Source organism: Planotetraspora sp. GP83, from assembly GCF_041262585.1.
GTDB lineage: Bacteria > Actinomycetota > Actinomycetes > Streptosporangiales > Streptosporangiaceae > JAOEGB01.
Window position 1 is genome coordinate 17,786 of the sequence record NZ_JBGCBZ010000013.1, and the last position, 14,338, is coordinate 32,123.

The following is a 14,338-nucleotide window of genomic DNA, read 5'->3' on the forward strand; positions in this document are numbered from 1 at the left end:
CCCGCCGTCCTCAGGGTCGGCGGGCGACAGCCGTACCTTGAGGAAGGCCCGGTGTTGCCGTCCGCGTCGCGCATGCGACGGGGTGACGAGTTCGCCGACGCGATACGCCGCGGGCGACGCGCCGGCCGTCCCACCCTGGTCGCGCATTTCAGCGTGCGCGAAGCCGACGAGCCGCCACTGGTGGGGTTCGTGGTGAGCAAGGCCGTCGGCGGCGCCGTCATCAGGAACCAGGTGAAGCGCAGGCTGAGACACCTGATGCGGACCCGTGTGGACCGGCTGCCGAGAGGTAGCCTGCTCGTGGTACGCGCCAATCCACCGGCCGCGTCCGCGCGAAGCGAGCACTTGGCCGCCGAACTCGACGTCGCGCTCGATCGTTTACTCCGGCGGCGAGGGTCCGAGTCCCGGACCCCTACGGATGGACGGTCATGACAGGGGAGCAGCCGATCCCGGAGCGGGGGATCGCAGCCGTTGGCACCCAGCCGGCCGCCTCGGCCGGGCCGGTCGCCCACGTCCTGATTGCCCTGATCCGGTTTTACCGGGCCTTCATCAGCCCGATGCTCGGGCCACGTTGCCGGTTCGAGCCATCCTGTAGCGCCTACGGCCTGGAAGCGATCGCCGTTCATGGGGCCCCTATGGGGGTATGGCTGACCGTTAGGCGTATCGGGCGATGCCATCCGTTCCATCCGGGCGGTTTCGACCCGGTGCCCCCACCCCGAGTCCGGTCTCACGACGAAACGCAAGGGAGCTAGCTCGGTGGAGCTGCCATTCCTGAACTGGCTGTACACGGCAGTGGCCTGGGTGATCACCCAGATCCACACGGGCTACAGCACCTTCATCCCCCCGAACAACGGGCTGAACTGGGCGCTGACCATCATCACGCTGACCGTGCTGATGCGCCTGCTGATCTTCCCGCTCTTCCTCAAGCAGATGCGCTCGTCGAGGAAGATGCAGGAGCTCGCGCCCAAGGTGCAGGAGCTCCGGAAGCGGTACAAGAACGACAAGCAGCGCATGAACCAGGAGGTCATGCGCGTCTACCAGGAAGCCGGCGCCAACCCCCTCGGCGGCTGCCTTCCCGTCGTCGCGCAGTTCCCGATCTTCATCTCGATGTTCACCGTGCTGCGGGCCATCGCGAGCGACCAGGCCAAGTTCGGCATGACGCCGCAGCTGGTGGACAGCGCGCGTCATGCGCACATCCTGGGCGCCCCCCTGCCGGCCACCTTCTTCACCAGCGCCGCGGACGTCGCGAAGTTCGGCGCCGATCCCGTGATGACGAAGATCGTGCTGGCCTGCTTCGTCGCGATCAGCTCGTTCACGACGTTCCTCACCGTCCGGCAGAGCGTGACGCGCTCCATGCAGCAGATGCCGGACAACCCGATGGCGCAGCAGCAGAAGATCCTGATGTACATCTCGCCGCTGTTCGCCGTCTTCAGCCTGAACTTCCCCCTCGGCCTGATCCTCTACTGGGTGACCACCAACCTGTGGACGCTTGGCCAGCAGCACTGGTTCTACAGCCGTCACCCGATGCCGGTCATCGACGAGAAGGGCAACATCGTCACGCCCGAACCGACGAACGGCATCTTCACGAAGTTGGTGGGAAAGCCCAAGGCAGCGGCCCCGGTGGAGCCGTCCCCGGAGCCGGAGGCCAAGATCGTCCGTCAGCAGCCGGCGCGCCAGCCGCGGAGCAAGCGCACCGGCAGCAAGAAGTCGTAGGAGAAGGAGAGTCCGGAAGTGACTGAAACTGAGGAGACCCTCAAGCCTGCTCCCGACGTCGAGGCCCTGGAACAGGAAGGCGAGATCGCGGCCGACTACCTGGAGGGCCTGCTCGACATCGCCGACCTCGACGGCGACATCGACATGGATGTCGAGGGCGACCGGGCGATGGTCTCGGTCGTCGGCATCAAGGGCGGCGACCTCGTGGGCCCTGGGGGAGAAGTGCTGGAGGCGCTCCAGGAGCTGACCCGCCTCGCGGTGCACCGCCAGACGGGGGAGCGGTCCCGGCTCATGCTGGACGTCGGCGGTTACCGGGAGCGGCGCAGGGCCGAGCTGACCAAGATCGGTTCTGCCACGGCCCAGGACGTCAAGCGCAGCGGCGAGCCGAAGGCGCTCCAGCCGATGACGCCGTTCGAGCGCAAGATCGTGCACGACGCGGTCGCCGCGGCCGGGCTTCGGAGCGAGTCCGAGGGCGAGGAGCCGCGCCGGTTCGTCGTCGTCCTCCCCGCGTAGCAGGGGTAATCACAGAGTTCGTGCGGGAAAGCCGCCGGTCCTCCTCGCGGGGCCGGCGGCTTTCTCCATCCTGTACGGCCTTGCCCTTCGGGTGGGGGTGGGAGCACTAACCTTGGCCCGAGAGCGTTCCTGGATGAGTGAGTGAATGACCGAGAGCAACGAGTTGCCCGAGCCGCCTCCTGTGGCGTCAGAGGTTTTCACCGGGGAGGCGCTGGACCGAGCCCGGACGTTCGCCGAGCTGCTCGCCGGGCCGGGAGTCGTCCGCGGGCTGCTGGGCCCGCGTGAGGTTCCCCGGATCTGGGATCGGCACCTGCTGAACTGCGCCGTGGTGGCGGAGGCGCTCGGGGAGGACACGACCGTCGTCGACATCGGCTCCGGCGCCGGGCTGCCCGGTCTCGTCCTCGCGATCGTCCGGCCCGATGTCACGGTGACGCTCCTCGAGCCGCTGCTGCGGAGGACCGTCTTCCTCTCCGAGTGCGCCGAGGCGCTCAAGCTCGCCAACGTCGAGGTGCTGCGCGGCCGGGCGGAGGAGCTGGCGGGCAAGCGGACCTTCGACGTGGCGACGGCACGGGCGGTCGCGCCGCTCGACCGCCTGCTCGCCTGGTCCCTGCCGTTGCTCCGGGACGGCGGAGAGCTGCTGGCGATGAAAGGGGAGCGGGCCGCCGAGGAACTGGAGGCGACCAGACCCCAACTGAAAGCCTCTGGGGTGAGATCGGCCGAGCTTGTCACGGTGGGGCACGGTAGGGTCGAGCCGCCCGCCACTCTCGTCCGCGTGGTCGCCGGACCATCCCCTTATTCGACAGCGGCGCAGTCGAGTGGACGGGGTGCGCGGCGACGACGGAAGAGGTGAGCGTCTTGCCGGTTGCGGCACAGGGTCTGGGTTGGCCGGAGAGCCCCCTCGGCCTACCCTTGGAGATCGCGACAGCAAGCCGGCCTTCGGGGGTTGGCTGGCCTCTTTTCTCTGCTTCGCAGGTCGAAAGGACGACGACCGTGTCCCAGACCCCCCTTAACTCCGGTGATTCGCCGCTGGTACGAGAGGCACTGAGCTCTGTGGTTTCACGTGAAACAGCCGCGCCCCCACTCGCGGCTGCGCCTGCCGTCGGTTATTCGGCACGCAGTGAAGGGGACTGGCCGAGGCCGCCCAAATGCCGGGTGATGACCGTGGCCAACCAGAAGGGCGGGGTGGGAAAGACCACCACGGCCGTCAACCTTGCCGCCGCGCTCTCCATGCACGGGCAGCGGGTGCTCGTTGTGGACCTCGACCCGCAGGGGAATGCCTCGACCGCCCTGGCGACCGAGCACCGGGCGGGTGTGCCCTCGGTGTATCAGGTACTGGTCGACGACCTCGCCCTTTCGTCCATCGTGACGCCGGTCCCCGACATGCCGGGGCTGTTCTGCGCGCCCGCGACCCTCGACCTGGCGGGTGCCGAGATCGAGCTGGTCCCCATGGTGGGCCGCGAGACCCGGCTGAAGCGCGCGCTGGCCAATTTCGAGGCGATGGAGTTCGACTACATCCTCATCGACTGCCCGCCGTCGCTCGGGCTGCTGACCGTGAACGCGATGGCGGCGGCGCAGGAGGTGCTGATCCCCATCCAGTGCGAGTATTACGCGCTCGAAGGTCTCACCCAGCTTCTACAGAATGTCGAGCTGGTCCGCGTCCACCTGAACCAGACGCTGTCGGTCTCCACGATCCTGCTGACGATGTATGACGGCAGGACGAGGCTCGCCTCCCAGGTGGCCGAGGAGGTGCGCTCCCATTTCGGCGACACGGTGCTCGACGCGGTCATCCCGCGCAGTGTCCGGGTCTCCGAGGCGCCGAGCTACGGGCAGTCCGTCATGACCTACGACCCCGGATCGAGCGGGGCCATGGCGTACATGGAGGCGGCCCGCGAGATCGCCTACCGGGCGGCGGCCCTTTACCAGGCGTAGACCCCCCGTCGCGCCCGGCTCCGTGTGGTGATGCTCATGGGGGAGTCCGCGCGGCGGTACCCTCTCCTGGTGTGTGCGTGACGGTGCCCAGCGACTTCGGGTCGCTGGGCACCGCCTTCTGTGCGGTGCGTAAGGAGCAGCGGTGACTCAGCAGCGTCGGGGACTGGGCAAGGGCCTTGGAGCTCTGATTCCCACGGGACCGATCGTCGATCCAGCGGTCGCGACGAGCTCTCCCTCTGAGGATCCGGGCGACTCCGGGCTGCGGCCCGTCGAGGGGGCCCACTTCCAGGAGATCTCCGTCACCGCGATCTCGCCCAACCCGCGGCAGCCGCGTGAGGTCTTCGACGAGGATCGCCTTGAAGAGCTGGCCGCCTCGATCACCGAGGTGGGTCTGCTCCAGCCGGTGGTCGTCCGCTCGGTCGGAGGCGGGCGCTTCGAGCTCATCATGGGAGAGCGGCGGTGGCGCGCCTCGCAGCTCGCCGGTCTGGAGCGGATCCCGGCGATCGTCCGGAGCACCCAGGACGACGAGATGCTGCGCGAGGCGCTCATCGAGAACCTCCAGCGCGAGCAGCTCAACTCCTTGGAGGAGGCGGCGGCATACCAGCAGTTGCTCGACGACTTCGGCGCCACCCACGAGGTGCTGGCCAAGAAGGTCGGGCGGTCCCGCTCGCACATCAGCAACACGCTGCGCCTGCTGAACCTCCCGCCCAACGTCCAGGTCCGCCTCGCGGCCGGCACCATCAGCGCGGGACACGCACGGGCGCTCCTGGCACTTGACGATCACGGGGCACAGGAGCGGCTCGCGAGCCGGATCGTCGCCGAGGGGCTGTCGGTCCGGACGGTTGAGGAGATCGTCGCGCTGGGAGACGCCGCCTCAGGACCCGCGCCGCGCAAGCCGAGGGCGAAGCAGCCCACCGCCCCGGCGCTCCGCCACCTCGCGGACCGCCTCTCGGATCACTTCGAGACCAAGGTGAAGGTCGACCTCGGCCGCCGCAAGGGCCGGATCGTCGTCGAGTTCTCCACGATCGACGACCTTGAGCGCATCATCGGCACGATGGCCCCCGAGGCGAGCAACACGATGCGCGGCCTCTCGGCCGAGTAGCCAGGAACCGCGAGTACGGCCGGGCGCTCCGGCTGGCCGTGATACCCGCGACCAGGAAGGGCATGCAGAGCTCAGCCGTATCCCGGGACCGAGAACGGAACGGGTCAGTACAGCGAGAGCGGCCGGGTGCTCCGGTCGGCCGTGATAGTTACGGTCCGGTGAGGCCGCGTTCGCGGCCCATCGCGGGCGCGGTGGTCTCTGGCACGGTCTTACGCCGGCCTCCGCACCCGCATCATGTTCGTCTTGGCTCTCGGCTTCGCCTGAAGAAGGGCCGTCGGTAGTTGACGTGAAACACGGCGATGCCGTTTCACCTGAAAGGGCTCTCTCCAAGCGCCCCCAACCCAGGCGCTGGATACCGCGCGGCTCAGGCCGACGGTCGGGCGGTTGCTACACATGGCAAGGCTATGGCTTGTTTCACGTGAAACCGAGGAGATCGGCAGCGGGCCCTTCCTGCGTCCGCTACGAGAACCGCCGACCATGCCCCTCCAACAAATGTGGGAACGAACGGCACATGGCCCTTCAACGGCGCTGTTTCACGTGAAACCGCAAGAAGCTCGAAGTTGTCCTCCCCAGCTCTCGGCTGTGGCCGCGCGCTCAAGTCGTGGGGGCACGAGGGAAAGCGCAGCCCCATCGCGTTCCCGGCTGTTTCACGTGAAACCTGAGGCGATGCGGGGGCGGGCGGATGCGGAGGCCGGCGTAAGACCGTGCCAGAGACCACCGCGCCCGCGATGGGCCGCGAACGCGGCCTCACCAGACCGCAACTATCACGGCCGGCCGGAGCACCCGCTCGCTCTCGTATCTTGCTTCCGTCCGCGTCCCTCCAGCCGCTCCAGTCCGACCGTTCCCGTCGACCCTGGCGAGCGCGACCTGTCGCTTGTCCTTGCCGTGCGCCGCTGTTCGCCATCGCTGTTCCACCCTGTTTCACGTGAAACTGAGCGCGGCTTCTAGCCGCGGCGGGCGGCCATCTCGAGGAGGCCCTTGCAGAGCGTGCCGAGATCCCGGCCTGCCGCCCCGGCCGCCATCGGCAGCAGCGACGTCTCCGTCATGCCGGGTGCCACGTTGACCTCAAGGAAGTACGGCCGGCCGGTGGCGTCCACGATGAGGTCCGTGCGGGAGATGTCCCGCAGACCGAGCGCGGTGTGAGCGGCCACGGCCATCGCCGCACATGCCTCCGTCGCATCGGCGGGCAGCCGGGCGGGGGCGAAGAACTCCGTGTGCCCGGCCGTATAGCGGGCCGCGTAGTCGTAGACGCCGCCGTCGGCCACGATCTCCACGGGCGGCAGCGCCACCGGCCCGTCGCCCAGATCGACGACGGAGACCGCGACCTCCACTCCCTTGATGTACTTCTCGATCAGCGCGGTGTCGCCGTACGCGAAGCACCCGACCATCGCGGCGGGCAACTCTTCGGCGGTCCGCACGATCGACGCACCGAGCGCGGAGCCGCCGCGTGACGGCTTGACGAACAGTGGCAGCCCGAGCCGTTCCACGATCCGGGCGAGAACGGCGGCCGCGCCGAGATCGTGGAAGGTCTCCTTGGGCAGCGCCACCGAGTCCGGCGTGTTCAGTCCCCAGGACCGGACGACCGCCTTTGCCGTCGGCTTGTCGAAGGCCACCCGGCACGCGTCGGGTGTGGCGCCCACGTAGGGCACGCCGAGGAGCTCCAGAACGGACCGGATGGCGCCGTCCTCACCGGCGCCGCCGTGGAGCGTCACGAAGGCCGCGTCCGGCGGATCCGACAGCACGGCGGGAACCAGAGTGGCGTCGGTGTCCCGCGTCTCCACGTCGACCCCCGCCGCCCGGAGCACCTCCGCGACCCGGCGGCCCGAGCGGATGGACACCTCGCGCTCGTAGGACAGCCCGCCCGCCAGGATGAGCACGTGCCCGAGATCGCTCATGCGGGCCTCCCCGGAAGCGGCGGGGCGCCCGCCCGCCCGGTTCTCACCGGCACCGGCCCCCCTCGCGCCGCCGCCGCGGAGGGCCGTCTTTCGGTCATCGTTCGCTCGCTCACGGAGAGGGCCTTTCTCGCCTCGAGGAGTCCTGTACGGCCAGCCCAAACAGGCTAGTGCCCTCCCGGCAACCGCCGTACAGCGACTCAGGCGAGGTCGGGGCCTGGCGTGTCGACGCCGGCGTGCCCCGGGACGGACCCCGTGCCGAACGTGTCGCGGAGCTGCAGCTCCTGGTCGATCACTCCGGCGAGGCGGCGCACGCCCTCACGGATGCGGTCGGGTTCGGGGTAGCAGTAGGACAGCCGCATGTGCTGGGCGCCGCCGCCGTCCGAGTAGAACCCGGTGCCCGGGACGAAGGCGACGCGTTCGGCGACCGCGCGCGGCAGGATCGCCTTGGAGTTCAGCCCCTCGGGAAGGGTCATCCAGACGAAAAAGCCGCCCGCGGGATGGGTCCACGAGCAGCCGGGCGGCATGAGCACCTGTAGAGCGCCGAGCAGCGCGTCGCGTCGCTCGCGGTAGAGCTCTCGGAACGTCTTGATCTGCTCGCGCCACGGCTGGCTCGCGAGGTAGTGCCCCACGGCGAGCTGGGTGAAGGACGAATGCGAGAGCACGGCCGACTCCATCGCGAGGATGAGCTTGTCGCGCACGGCGTGCGGAGCGAGCGCCCAGCCGACGCGGAAGCCCGGCGCGAGCGTCTTGGAGAACGAGCCGAGGTAGACGACGCCATCGGGGTCGTCGGCGCGGAGCGCGCGCAGCGGCTCCCCGTCGAAGCCGAGCAGCCCGTAGGGGTTGTCCTCGACGACGAGCACCCCCGCCCGCTGGCAGATCTCCAGCACCTGGCGACGGCGGACCTCGTTGAGTGTCACGCCCGCCGGGTTCTGGAACGTCGGGATCGTGTAGAGGAACTTGATGCGGTTGCCCGCGGTCTGCAGCGCGTAGATGGTCTGCGCGAGCGACTCGGGAACGAGCCCCTGGTCGTCCATCGCGATGTGCACGACCTTGGCCTGGTAGGCGCTGAACGTGCCGAGGGCGCCCACGTAGGACGGCCCTTCGGCCAGGACCACGTCGCCGGGGTCGATGAAGATGCGCGTGATGAGGTCGAGGGCCTGCTGCGAGCCGACCGTGACGACCACGTCGTCGGCCCCCGCCTCGATGCCCTCCAGCCGCATGACCTCACAGATCTGCTCGCGCAGGGCGGGGTCGCCCTGGCCCGAGCCGTACTGCAGGGCGACGGGGCCGCGCTTGGCGACCAGCTCGGCGACGAGCTCGCCGACCACGTCGAGGGGCAGGGCCGTGACGTACGGCATGCCGCCGGCGAGCGAGACCACCTCGGGCCTCGACGCGACGGCGAACAGAGCTCGGATTTCGGAGGCGACCATCCCGGCGGCGCGGGCGGCGTATCGGTCGACGTAGGCGTCAATTCGCGACCCGTGGGCCGCGTTAGTCCGACCGTGATCGAGCTCCTGCGACACGGTCCACCTCCGATCACATAGCCGAGAAATCCAGAGTACGGTAGCGCGCCACGCCGATCACAGCAGGCCCTTGACGATGAAGGGCCTCCGTTCTTGCGGCTCCATGCCATTAGTGGGGACGCAGCGCCCTGTGATACGGCGCGGACGGCCGGGGAAACAGGGCCAGATGAACGCTGTGGCGGCCGACCTGTGACCTCTCCCTGAGTTACGATGCGAGCTGGAGACGCCGTATTCGCGCGCTTTTCTGGCAGGACTCCTGGCGGGGATTGGGGCATCACGTGTCGCGTCGGCTGGCCAATGTCACTCTCGACAACCTCGACGACCTGCCACGCCGATGCAGACGCTGCGTGTTCTGGGAGCTCGACCCCGTCAGCGGCGAGCGGGCCGTACAGGCCGGTGATCCGGGGCTGGAGAAGGAGGCGTGGATCTCCGGGACGCTCCTGGAGTGGGGGAGCTGCGGGAAGATTGCCTATGTCGACGGGGTGGCGGCGGGCTTCGTGCTCTACGCGCCGCCGCTCTACGTGCCGCGCTCGATCGCGTTCCCGACCTCACCGGTGAGCTCGGACGCCGTGCTGCTGATGACGGCGCACATTATCCCCGAGTTCTCCGGGGGAGGGCTCGGCCGGATGCTCGTGCAGGGCGTCGCGAAGGACCTGACCCGCCGGGGCGTCCGCGCGATCGAGGCGTTCGGCGACCTGAAATGGGAGCAGCCGAGCTGCGTCATGCCGGCCGAATACCTGCTGTCCGTCGGGTTCAAGACGGTGCGCCCGCATCTGCGGTTCCCCCGGCTCCGCCTGGAGCTCAAGACGGCCGTCTCCTGGCGTGAGGACGTCGAGGTGGCCCTGGAGCGGCTCCTCGGGTCGATGTCCCCCGAGCGAGCCCTGCGGCCCGTCTGAGGCCATCTGAGGGGGCCTATCTGAGGGGGCCATCTGAGGGGGCCTATCGTGAAAAACCCCCCGTGCCGGAGCGCGGGGGGTTTTCCGTTGGGTGGGGTGCCGCCGGGAAGGCGGTGGTACGGCTCGCGTGCCGCAGGGGGCGTCAGATGATGCCCTCGAGCTCGCGGAGCAGCATCGCCTTCGGCTTGGCGCCGATGATCTGCTTCACGACCTCTCCACCCTTGTAGACGTTCAGCGTCGGGATCTGGAGTACGTTGTAGTCCCGCGGAACCGACGGGTTCTCGTCGATGTTCAGCTTGACCACGGTCAGCTTCTCCGCGTGCTCGTTCGCGATCTCCTCCAGGATCGGCGCGACCTGGCGGCACGGCCCGCACCACTCCGCCCAGAAGTCGACGAGGACCGGCTTGTCGCTCTTGAGGACCTCGGCCTCGAAGTTGCCGTCGGTCACGCTCTTGATGGCGCCCAAGGTTTTCTCCCCTAGCTCTGTGTGGTCGGTGTAACCGCGGGGGCGGCCCCCGCATTCCCGGTCAGCCCCCGAGGCAGCTCCGGTCAGCCTCGGCTGGCGAGCCAGCGCTCGGCGTCGAGCGACGCGGAGCACCCCGTGCCGGCGGCCGTGATGGCCTGCCGGTAGATATGGTCGACGACGTCGCCCGCCGCGAAGACCCCGTCGACGTTGGTCCGGGTCGTGGGCGCCTCCACGAGGATGTAGCCCTCATCGTCGAGAGCGACCTGGCCCTTGACCAGCTCGGTGCGCGGCTCGTGGCCGATCGCGACGAACAGTCCCGTGACGGGGAGCTCGGTCTCCTCGCCGGTCTTGACGTTGCGGACGCGCACGCAGGTGACGCGGGCGTCGCCCTGGATGTCGACGACCTCGCTGTCCCAGAGGAAGCGGATCTTCTCGTTGGCGAATGCGCGGTCCTGCATGATCTTGCTGGCGCGCAGCTCGCTCCGGCGGTGGACGACCGTGACCGACCGGGCGAACCGGGTCAGGAAGGTGGCCTCCTCCATCGCCGTGTCGCCGCCGCCGACGACCACGATGTCCTGGTCGCGGAAGAAGAAGCCGTCACACGTGGCACACCACGACACGCCGCGGCCGGACAGGCGCTTCTCGTTCTCCAGGCCCAGCTCGCGGTATCCCGACCCGGTGGCCAGGATGACGGTCTTGCCGTAGAACGTGCCGGTGTGGGTCTTCACGACCTTGGGGTTGGCCTCGAGGTCGACCTCGATCACGTCGTCGGCGACCAGCTCGGCTCCGAACCGCTCCGCCTGCTTGCGCAGGTTGTCCATCAGGTCCGGCCCCATGATGCCGTCGGGGAAGCCGGGGAAGTTCTCCACCTCCGTGGTGTTCATGAGGGCGCCGCCGGCGGTCACCGACCCCTCGAACACGAGCGGCTTGAGGTCGGCACGCGCCGAGTAGACGGCCGACGTGTAGCCGGCCGGCCCCGACCCGATGATGATCACGTTACGGACGTCGCTCAACGGAATCGCCTTCCCGATGCGGTGTGTGCAGTCGCGTCAACAGATCCTAGGCGTTGGGGATTCCCCCCCGACATGCGGACACGGTGAAGCCCCCCGGGCGGGTCGCCTGAGGGGCTTCGTTCGATCAGTGCGTACGGCTGCCGCGTCCCGTCAGCGCCACGTGGCGAGGCCCTGCGAACGCAGGCTCTTGCAGTCGGAGTCCACGACCACCACGCGCACGGCGTTGATGGTCTTGTCCTCCCAGAAGGCCATGATCGTGGCCTCGTTGCCGTTGTAGAGGGCCTTGTCGACGCCGATCGGCTTGCGGTCGAGCTGGCTGGAGAACCGCTTGACGCATTTGTCGAGGTCCTGGTCGTCGTTGGTCCACGAGCCGGGCGCGACGCCGAAGTAGCCCAGCAGCGGCCCGCTCAGCTCGCGAGTGGTGTAGTTGTGGCCGCTCGCGTAGACCGAGTAGGAGACCCGCCCCTTCAGCTCCGTCTTGGAAGGGGCGATGCTCGGGCCTCCCGCTCCCACCACGGACGGCGACTGCGGGCCGCCCGCCGAGATCAGGCTGGTGGCCAGTCCCGCGCCGCCGATGACGACGGCCGCTGCCGCGGCAGCGGCGACCGGCATCGCCCAGAGGCGCCGGCGGGACCCCTTCTTCCGCCTGACCGGCGTCACGATCGTCCCGTCGTCCGCGACCACGCCCAGGGAGACCGGTGCGAGGTCGGGGGCCGGGTCGGGTGCGGTCTCCCAGGGGGAGTCCTGCATGATGCGGTCCCAGTCGGGCGCCTCGGCGACACGGAGCCCGCCGTCGCGACGGCCCTCCGGATCGTGCTCGCCAAGCGAGCGGGTCGTTTCGGCGGCCAGCGCGCGGTCGATGCGCATGGCGACGCCGAGAGGCATCGCCGGCACCGGCATCGCCGCGAGGACCTCGCGAACCGCCGCCAGGTCGGCAAGGCTCTCCCCACAGGGATCGCAGATCGCGAGATGCTCGCGGACCTGCCGGGCCGTGGCGTCGTCAAGGAGGCCCTCTGCAAGCTCGGCGAGAATCTCCAGGTCGTAGTGCGTGTCACCCGTCACGAAGTTCTGCTCCCTTCGCGGATGAGACGCGAGTGAGGTCTGATCGGTTCCGCAGATGCGAAAGAATCGGAACAAGTTTCGCCCGTCCGCGGGCGCATCGGCTCTTGACGGTTCCGGCGGGGACGCCGAGCACGGTGGCCGCGTCCTCGACCGAGTAGCCCATCATGTCGACCAGCACGAGAGCCGCTCGCTGGTCGGCGGGCAGGAGCTTGAGCGCGGCCGTGACCTCCATGGAGACCTCGCGGTCGCCGGTCTGGTCGGCCGTCGGGGTGTCCCGCTCGGCGGCCTCCATCAGCTCGTCGTCGGCGACGGGCCGCACGGTCTTGCGGCGCATCCGATCCAGGCACGCGTTGACCACGATGCGGTGGAGCCACGTGGTGACGGCGGCCTCGCCACGGAAGCTCTCGGCCTTCCGGTAGGCCGATACGAAGGCGTCCTGCACGGCGTCGGCCGCCTCGTCCGGGTCGCCGAGCGTCCGCAGGGCGACCGCCCACATGCGGTCGCGGTGGCGCTTGACGATCTCGCTGAACGCGTGCGGATCGCCGCCGATGTGGCGGGTCAGAAGATCGGCATCTGTCAGCGCCGACCGCGCGGCGTGCTCAGCCGTTGGGGGATTCTCTGGTGGGGAGTTCACAAGGCCTGCTATGCCGATCCTGGGGAATGCACCGTTACGTCGTAGATGGTGCCACGATACTTCGCCTCATAGGGGGGCAGACGTGTGAACCAGATCAAAACGTACTGACCGGTTGTGGCCTTGGACGGCGTGAGTGTGACCGTACGGGACGCGTTGTCGGCCTTGGCCACGGTCTTGAGCGAGGCGAGATCGGCGACGTCGCCGACCTTGAGCTCCACGTCGGATCCCGCCGTGTCGGCCAGCGAGACGACCACGTTGGCGATCGGGACCGGCTTGCCCATGTCGAGGATGAGGCCGACGCCGTCCTTGAGCCGCCCGAGCTCCGGGCTCTGATAGGTGTCGGTGTGCCAGTCGGTGGAGGACTTGCCGTCGATGGCGAGGGCGGCCATGTCCGGGTTCTCCGCCTTGTCGTCGCCCAGGGGGTCGAAGCCTGTGGCGCTGGTGGGCTTGACGGTCACCGGCTTGTGCGACGCCGACGGCGAGGCCACGGTGGTCTCCGTCGTCCTCGGGTTGTTTCCGAGGCTCTTGCCCACGGTCCACGCGCTGACGCCGACCGCGGCCATGACGAGCAGGACGATGATCGTCAGGAGGACCTTGCTCGCGGCCCCTGTCTGGGGATGCGGGGCGGGCCGGTTGGGCATGGTCTGGGGCATGGGGATGGCGCCGGGGGCCATCGTGTCCGGCGCCTCGGATCGCAGGTTGAGCGCGGGCGGTGTGGCCGACGCCGGAGCGGGTGCGGGGCGAGGCACCTCGGAGAGCGCCTCCGCGACGTCCGCGGGGGTCGCCAGCGGTGGCTGGCCCCGCCGGGCCTCCTGCAGCAGCGCGCGGCAGGCGATGGCGTCGAGATAGCCGGGCACTCCCGCCCTGACCTGGCGCGGCGTGCAGACCTTGCCGTCGTCGAGCGGCGCGGGGGGAAGCCCGCAGTCGACGTCGCCGGGCCAGTGGCCCGTGAGCGCGGCGTACAGCAGGCGGCCCAGGCCCTCCGCGTCCTCCCGGGCGGGTTCGTCGCTGGACAGGCCGAGGATCGCGGCGTCCACCGCGAGGCCGAGCAGCTTGACGGTCCCGCCGGACGTCCAGACGAGGCGGCCGGGGTTCAGGTTCAGGTGGATGAGCCCGGCCGCGTGGGCGTGCGCGAGCGCCTCGGCGGCCTCGGCCACCAGGGCGGCGCCCCGCTCGGGCTCGATGGGCCCGGCGGCCAGCAGGTCGAGGAGGGATTCGCCGCTGACCCACTCGCTCACCACGTAGGCCGTGCCGTCCTCGTCGGCGGCGTCGAAGACCTGGGTCAGGCGGGGATCGGTGAGGCGGCTCGCCGAGCGCGCGGCGGTCACGACCTCGTCGACGCGGGGGAATTCGGGGCTGAAGGTGTGGACCGCGACCGGCCGGGCGAGGATCTCGTCGATGGCCTTCCAGAGCGTCGCACCGCCGGACTCGTTGACCCGGTCCTCCAGACGGAAGCGGTCCGCCAGCCGGGTGCCTGGTTCGACTGTGGACATACTCATGGGGCCGCCTCAATCCGCGGCCGATCGGCATGCATCAGCCGATGCCGGGTGGTTTCGCCCACGCCTTCCCGCTTCCGCTCGCCGGTCGAACTCTAG

Annotated in this window: 15 protein-coding genes; 8 read left to right on the top strand and 7 right to left on the bottom strand. The window is 69.5% G+C overall.

All coding sequences use genetic code 11. The features are described from left to right. The first annotated feature begins 51 nt into the window (after positions 1-51). The 7 genes from rnpA to ABH927_RS19195 all read left to right on the top strand — a co-directional run bounded on the left by rnpA (position 52) and on the right by ABH927_RS19195 (position 5,254). Entirely contained in the window at positions 52-429 is a 378-nt protein-coding gene (gene rnpA, locus ABH927_RS19165) for a ribonuclease P protein component (protein WP_370023386.1), read from the top strand. A gap of 29 nt (positions 430-458) precedes the next feature. Next, entirely contained in the window at positions 459-749 is a 291-nt protein-coding gene (gene yidD, locus ABH927_RS19170) for a membrane protein insertion efficiency factor YidD (protein WP_370023721.1), read from the top strand. A 4-nt stretch (positions 750-753) separates the two neighbouring features. Continuing rightward, positions 754-1,710: a membrane protein insertase YidC gene (yidC, locus tag ABH927_RS19175; RefSeq protein WP_370023388.1), complete on the top strand. Its 957-nt coding sequence runs from the start codon at positions 754-756 to the stop codon at positions 1,708-1,710. An 18-nt stretch (positions 1,711-1,728) separates the two neighbouring features. Beyond that, complete coding sequence (locus tag ABH927_RS19180) at positions 1,729-2,223, top strand: protein jag (protein ID WP_370023390.1); 495 nt, start codon at positions 1,729-1,731, stop codon at positions 2,221-2,223. 145 nt (positions 2,224-2,368) lie between these two features. After that, positions 2,369-3,073, top strand: coding sequence for a 16S rRNA (guanine(527)-N(7))-methyltransferase RsmG (rsmG, locus tag ABH927_RS19185; RefSeq protein ID WP_370023392.1), 705 nt, complete (start codon positions 2,369-2,371; stop codon positions 3,071-3,073). Between the two features lie 305 nt (positions 3,074-3,378). Further along, entirely contained in the window at positions 3,379-4,152 is a 774-nt protein-coding gene (locus ABH927_RS19190) for a ParA family protein (RefSeq protein WP_370023394.1), read from the top strand. Positions 4,153-4,294: 142 nt separating this feature from the next. Beyond that, positions 4,295-5,254 carry a ParB/RepB/Spo0J family partition protein gene (locus ABH927_RS19195; protein ID WP_370023396.1) on the top strand — a complete coding sequence of 320 codons (960 nt, stop codon included), beginning with the start codon at positions 4,295-4,297 and terminating at the stop codon, positions 5,252-5,254. A gap of 944 nt (positions 5,255-6,198) precedes the next feature. Here ABH927_RS19195 and ABH927_RS19200 read toward each other — a convergent pair. Together ABH927_RS19200 and ABH927_RS19205 are read right to left on the bottom strand one after the other, a co-directional pair. Further along, entirely contained in the window at positions 6,199-7,149 is a 951-nt protein-coding gene (locus ABH927_RS19200) for a D-alanine--D-alanine ligase (protein ID WP_370023398.1), read from the bottom strand. Positions 7,150-7,346: 197 nt separating this feature from the next. Next, on the bottom strand, positions 7,347-8,579 hold the full coding sequence (locus ABH927_RS19205) for a PLP-dependent aminotransferase family protein (RefSeq protein ID WP_370023723.1): 1,233 nt from the start codon (positions 8,577-8,579) through the stop codon (positions 7,347-7,349). Positions 8,580-8,950: 371 nt separating this feature from the next. Between ABH927_RS19205 and ABH927_RS19210 the strand changes: the two genes are divergently transcribed. Further along, the gene (locus tag ABH927_RS19210; RefSeq protein ID WP_261587765.1) at positions 8,951-9,568 is read left to right on the top strand and encodes a GNAT family N-acetyltransferase; all 618 of its coding nucleotides are present in this window, start codon (positions 8,951-8,953) and stop codon (positions 9,566-9,568) included. A gap of 142 nt (positions 9,569-9,710) precedes the next feature. Here the strand turns inward: ABH927_RS19210 and trxA are convergent, their stop codons facing one another. From trxA to ABH927_RS19235, 5 genes are all read right to left on the bottom strand, one after another. Beyond that, positions 9,711-10,034: a thioredoxin gene (gene trxA / locus ABH927_RS19215; RefSeq protein ID WP_370023400.1), complete on the bottom strand. Its 324-nt coding sequence runs from the start codon at positions 10,032-10,034 to the stop codon at positions 9,711-9,713. 83 nt (positions 10,035-10,117) lie between these two features. Next, a complete protein-coding gene (gene trxB / locus ABH927_RS19220) occupies positions 10,118-11,047 on the bottom strand; it encodes a thioredoxin-disulfide reductase (protein ID WP_370023402.1) in 930 nt (309 codons plus the stop codon). Positions 11,048-11,197: 150 nt separating this feature from the next. After that, a complete protein-coding gene (locus ABH927_RS19225; RefSeq protein WP_370023404.1) occupies positions 11,198-12,109 on the bottom strand; it encodes an anti-sigma factor in 912 nt (303 codons plus the stop codon). Then, positions 12,099-12,743, bottom strand: a complete 645-nt coding sequence (gene sigM / locus ABH927_RS19230; RefSeq protein ID WP_370023406.1) for an RNA polymerase sigma factor SigM — start codon at positions 12,741-12,743, stop codon at positions 12,099-12,101. Before sigM ends, ABH927_RS19225 begins: the two co-directional genes overlap by 11 nt. A gap of 8 nt (positions 12,744-12,751) precedes the next feature. After that, positions 12,752-14,242 carry a protein kinase family protein gene (locus tag ABH927_RS19235; RefSeq protein ID WP_370023408.1) on the bottom strand — a complete coding sequence of 497 codons (1,491 nt, stop codon included), beginning with the start codon at positions 14,240-14,242 and terminating at the stop codon, positions 12,752-12,754. Positions 14,243-14,338: the final 96 nt, after the last annotated feature.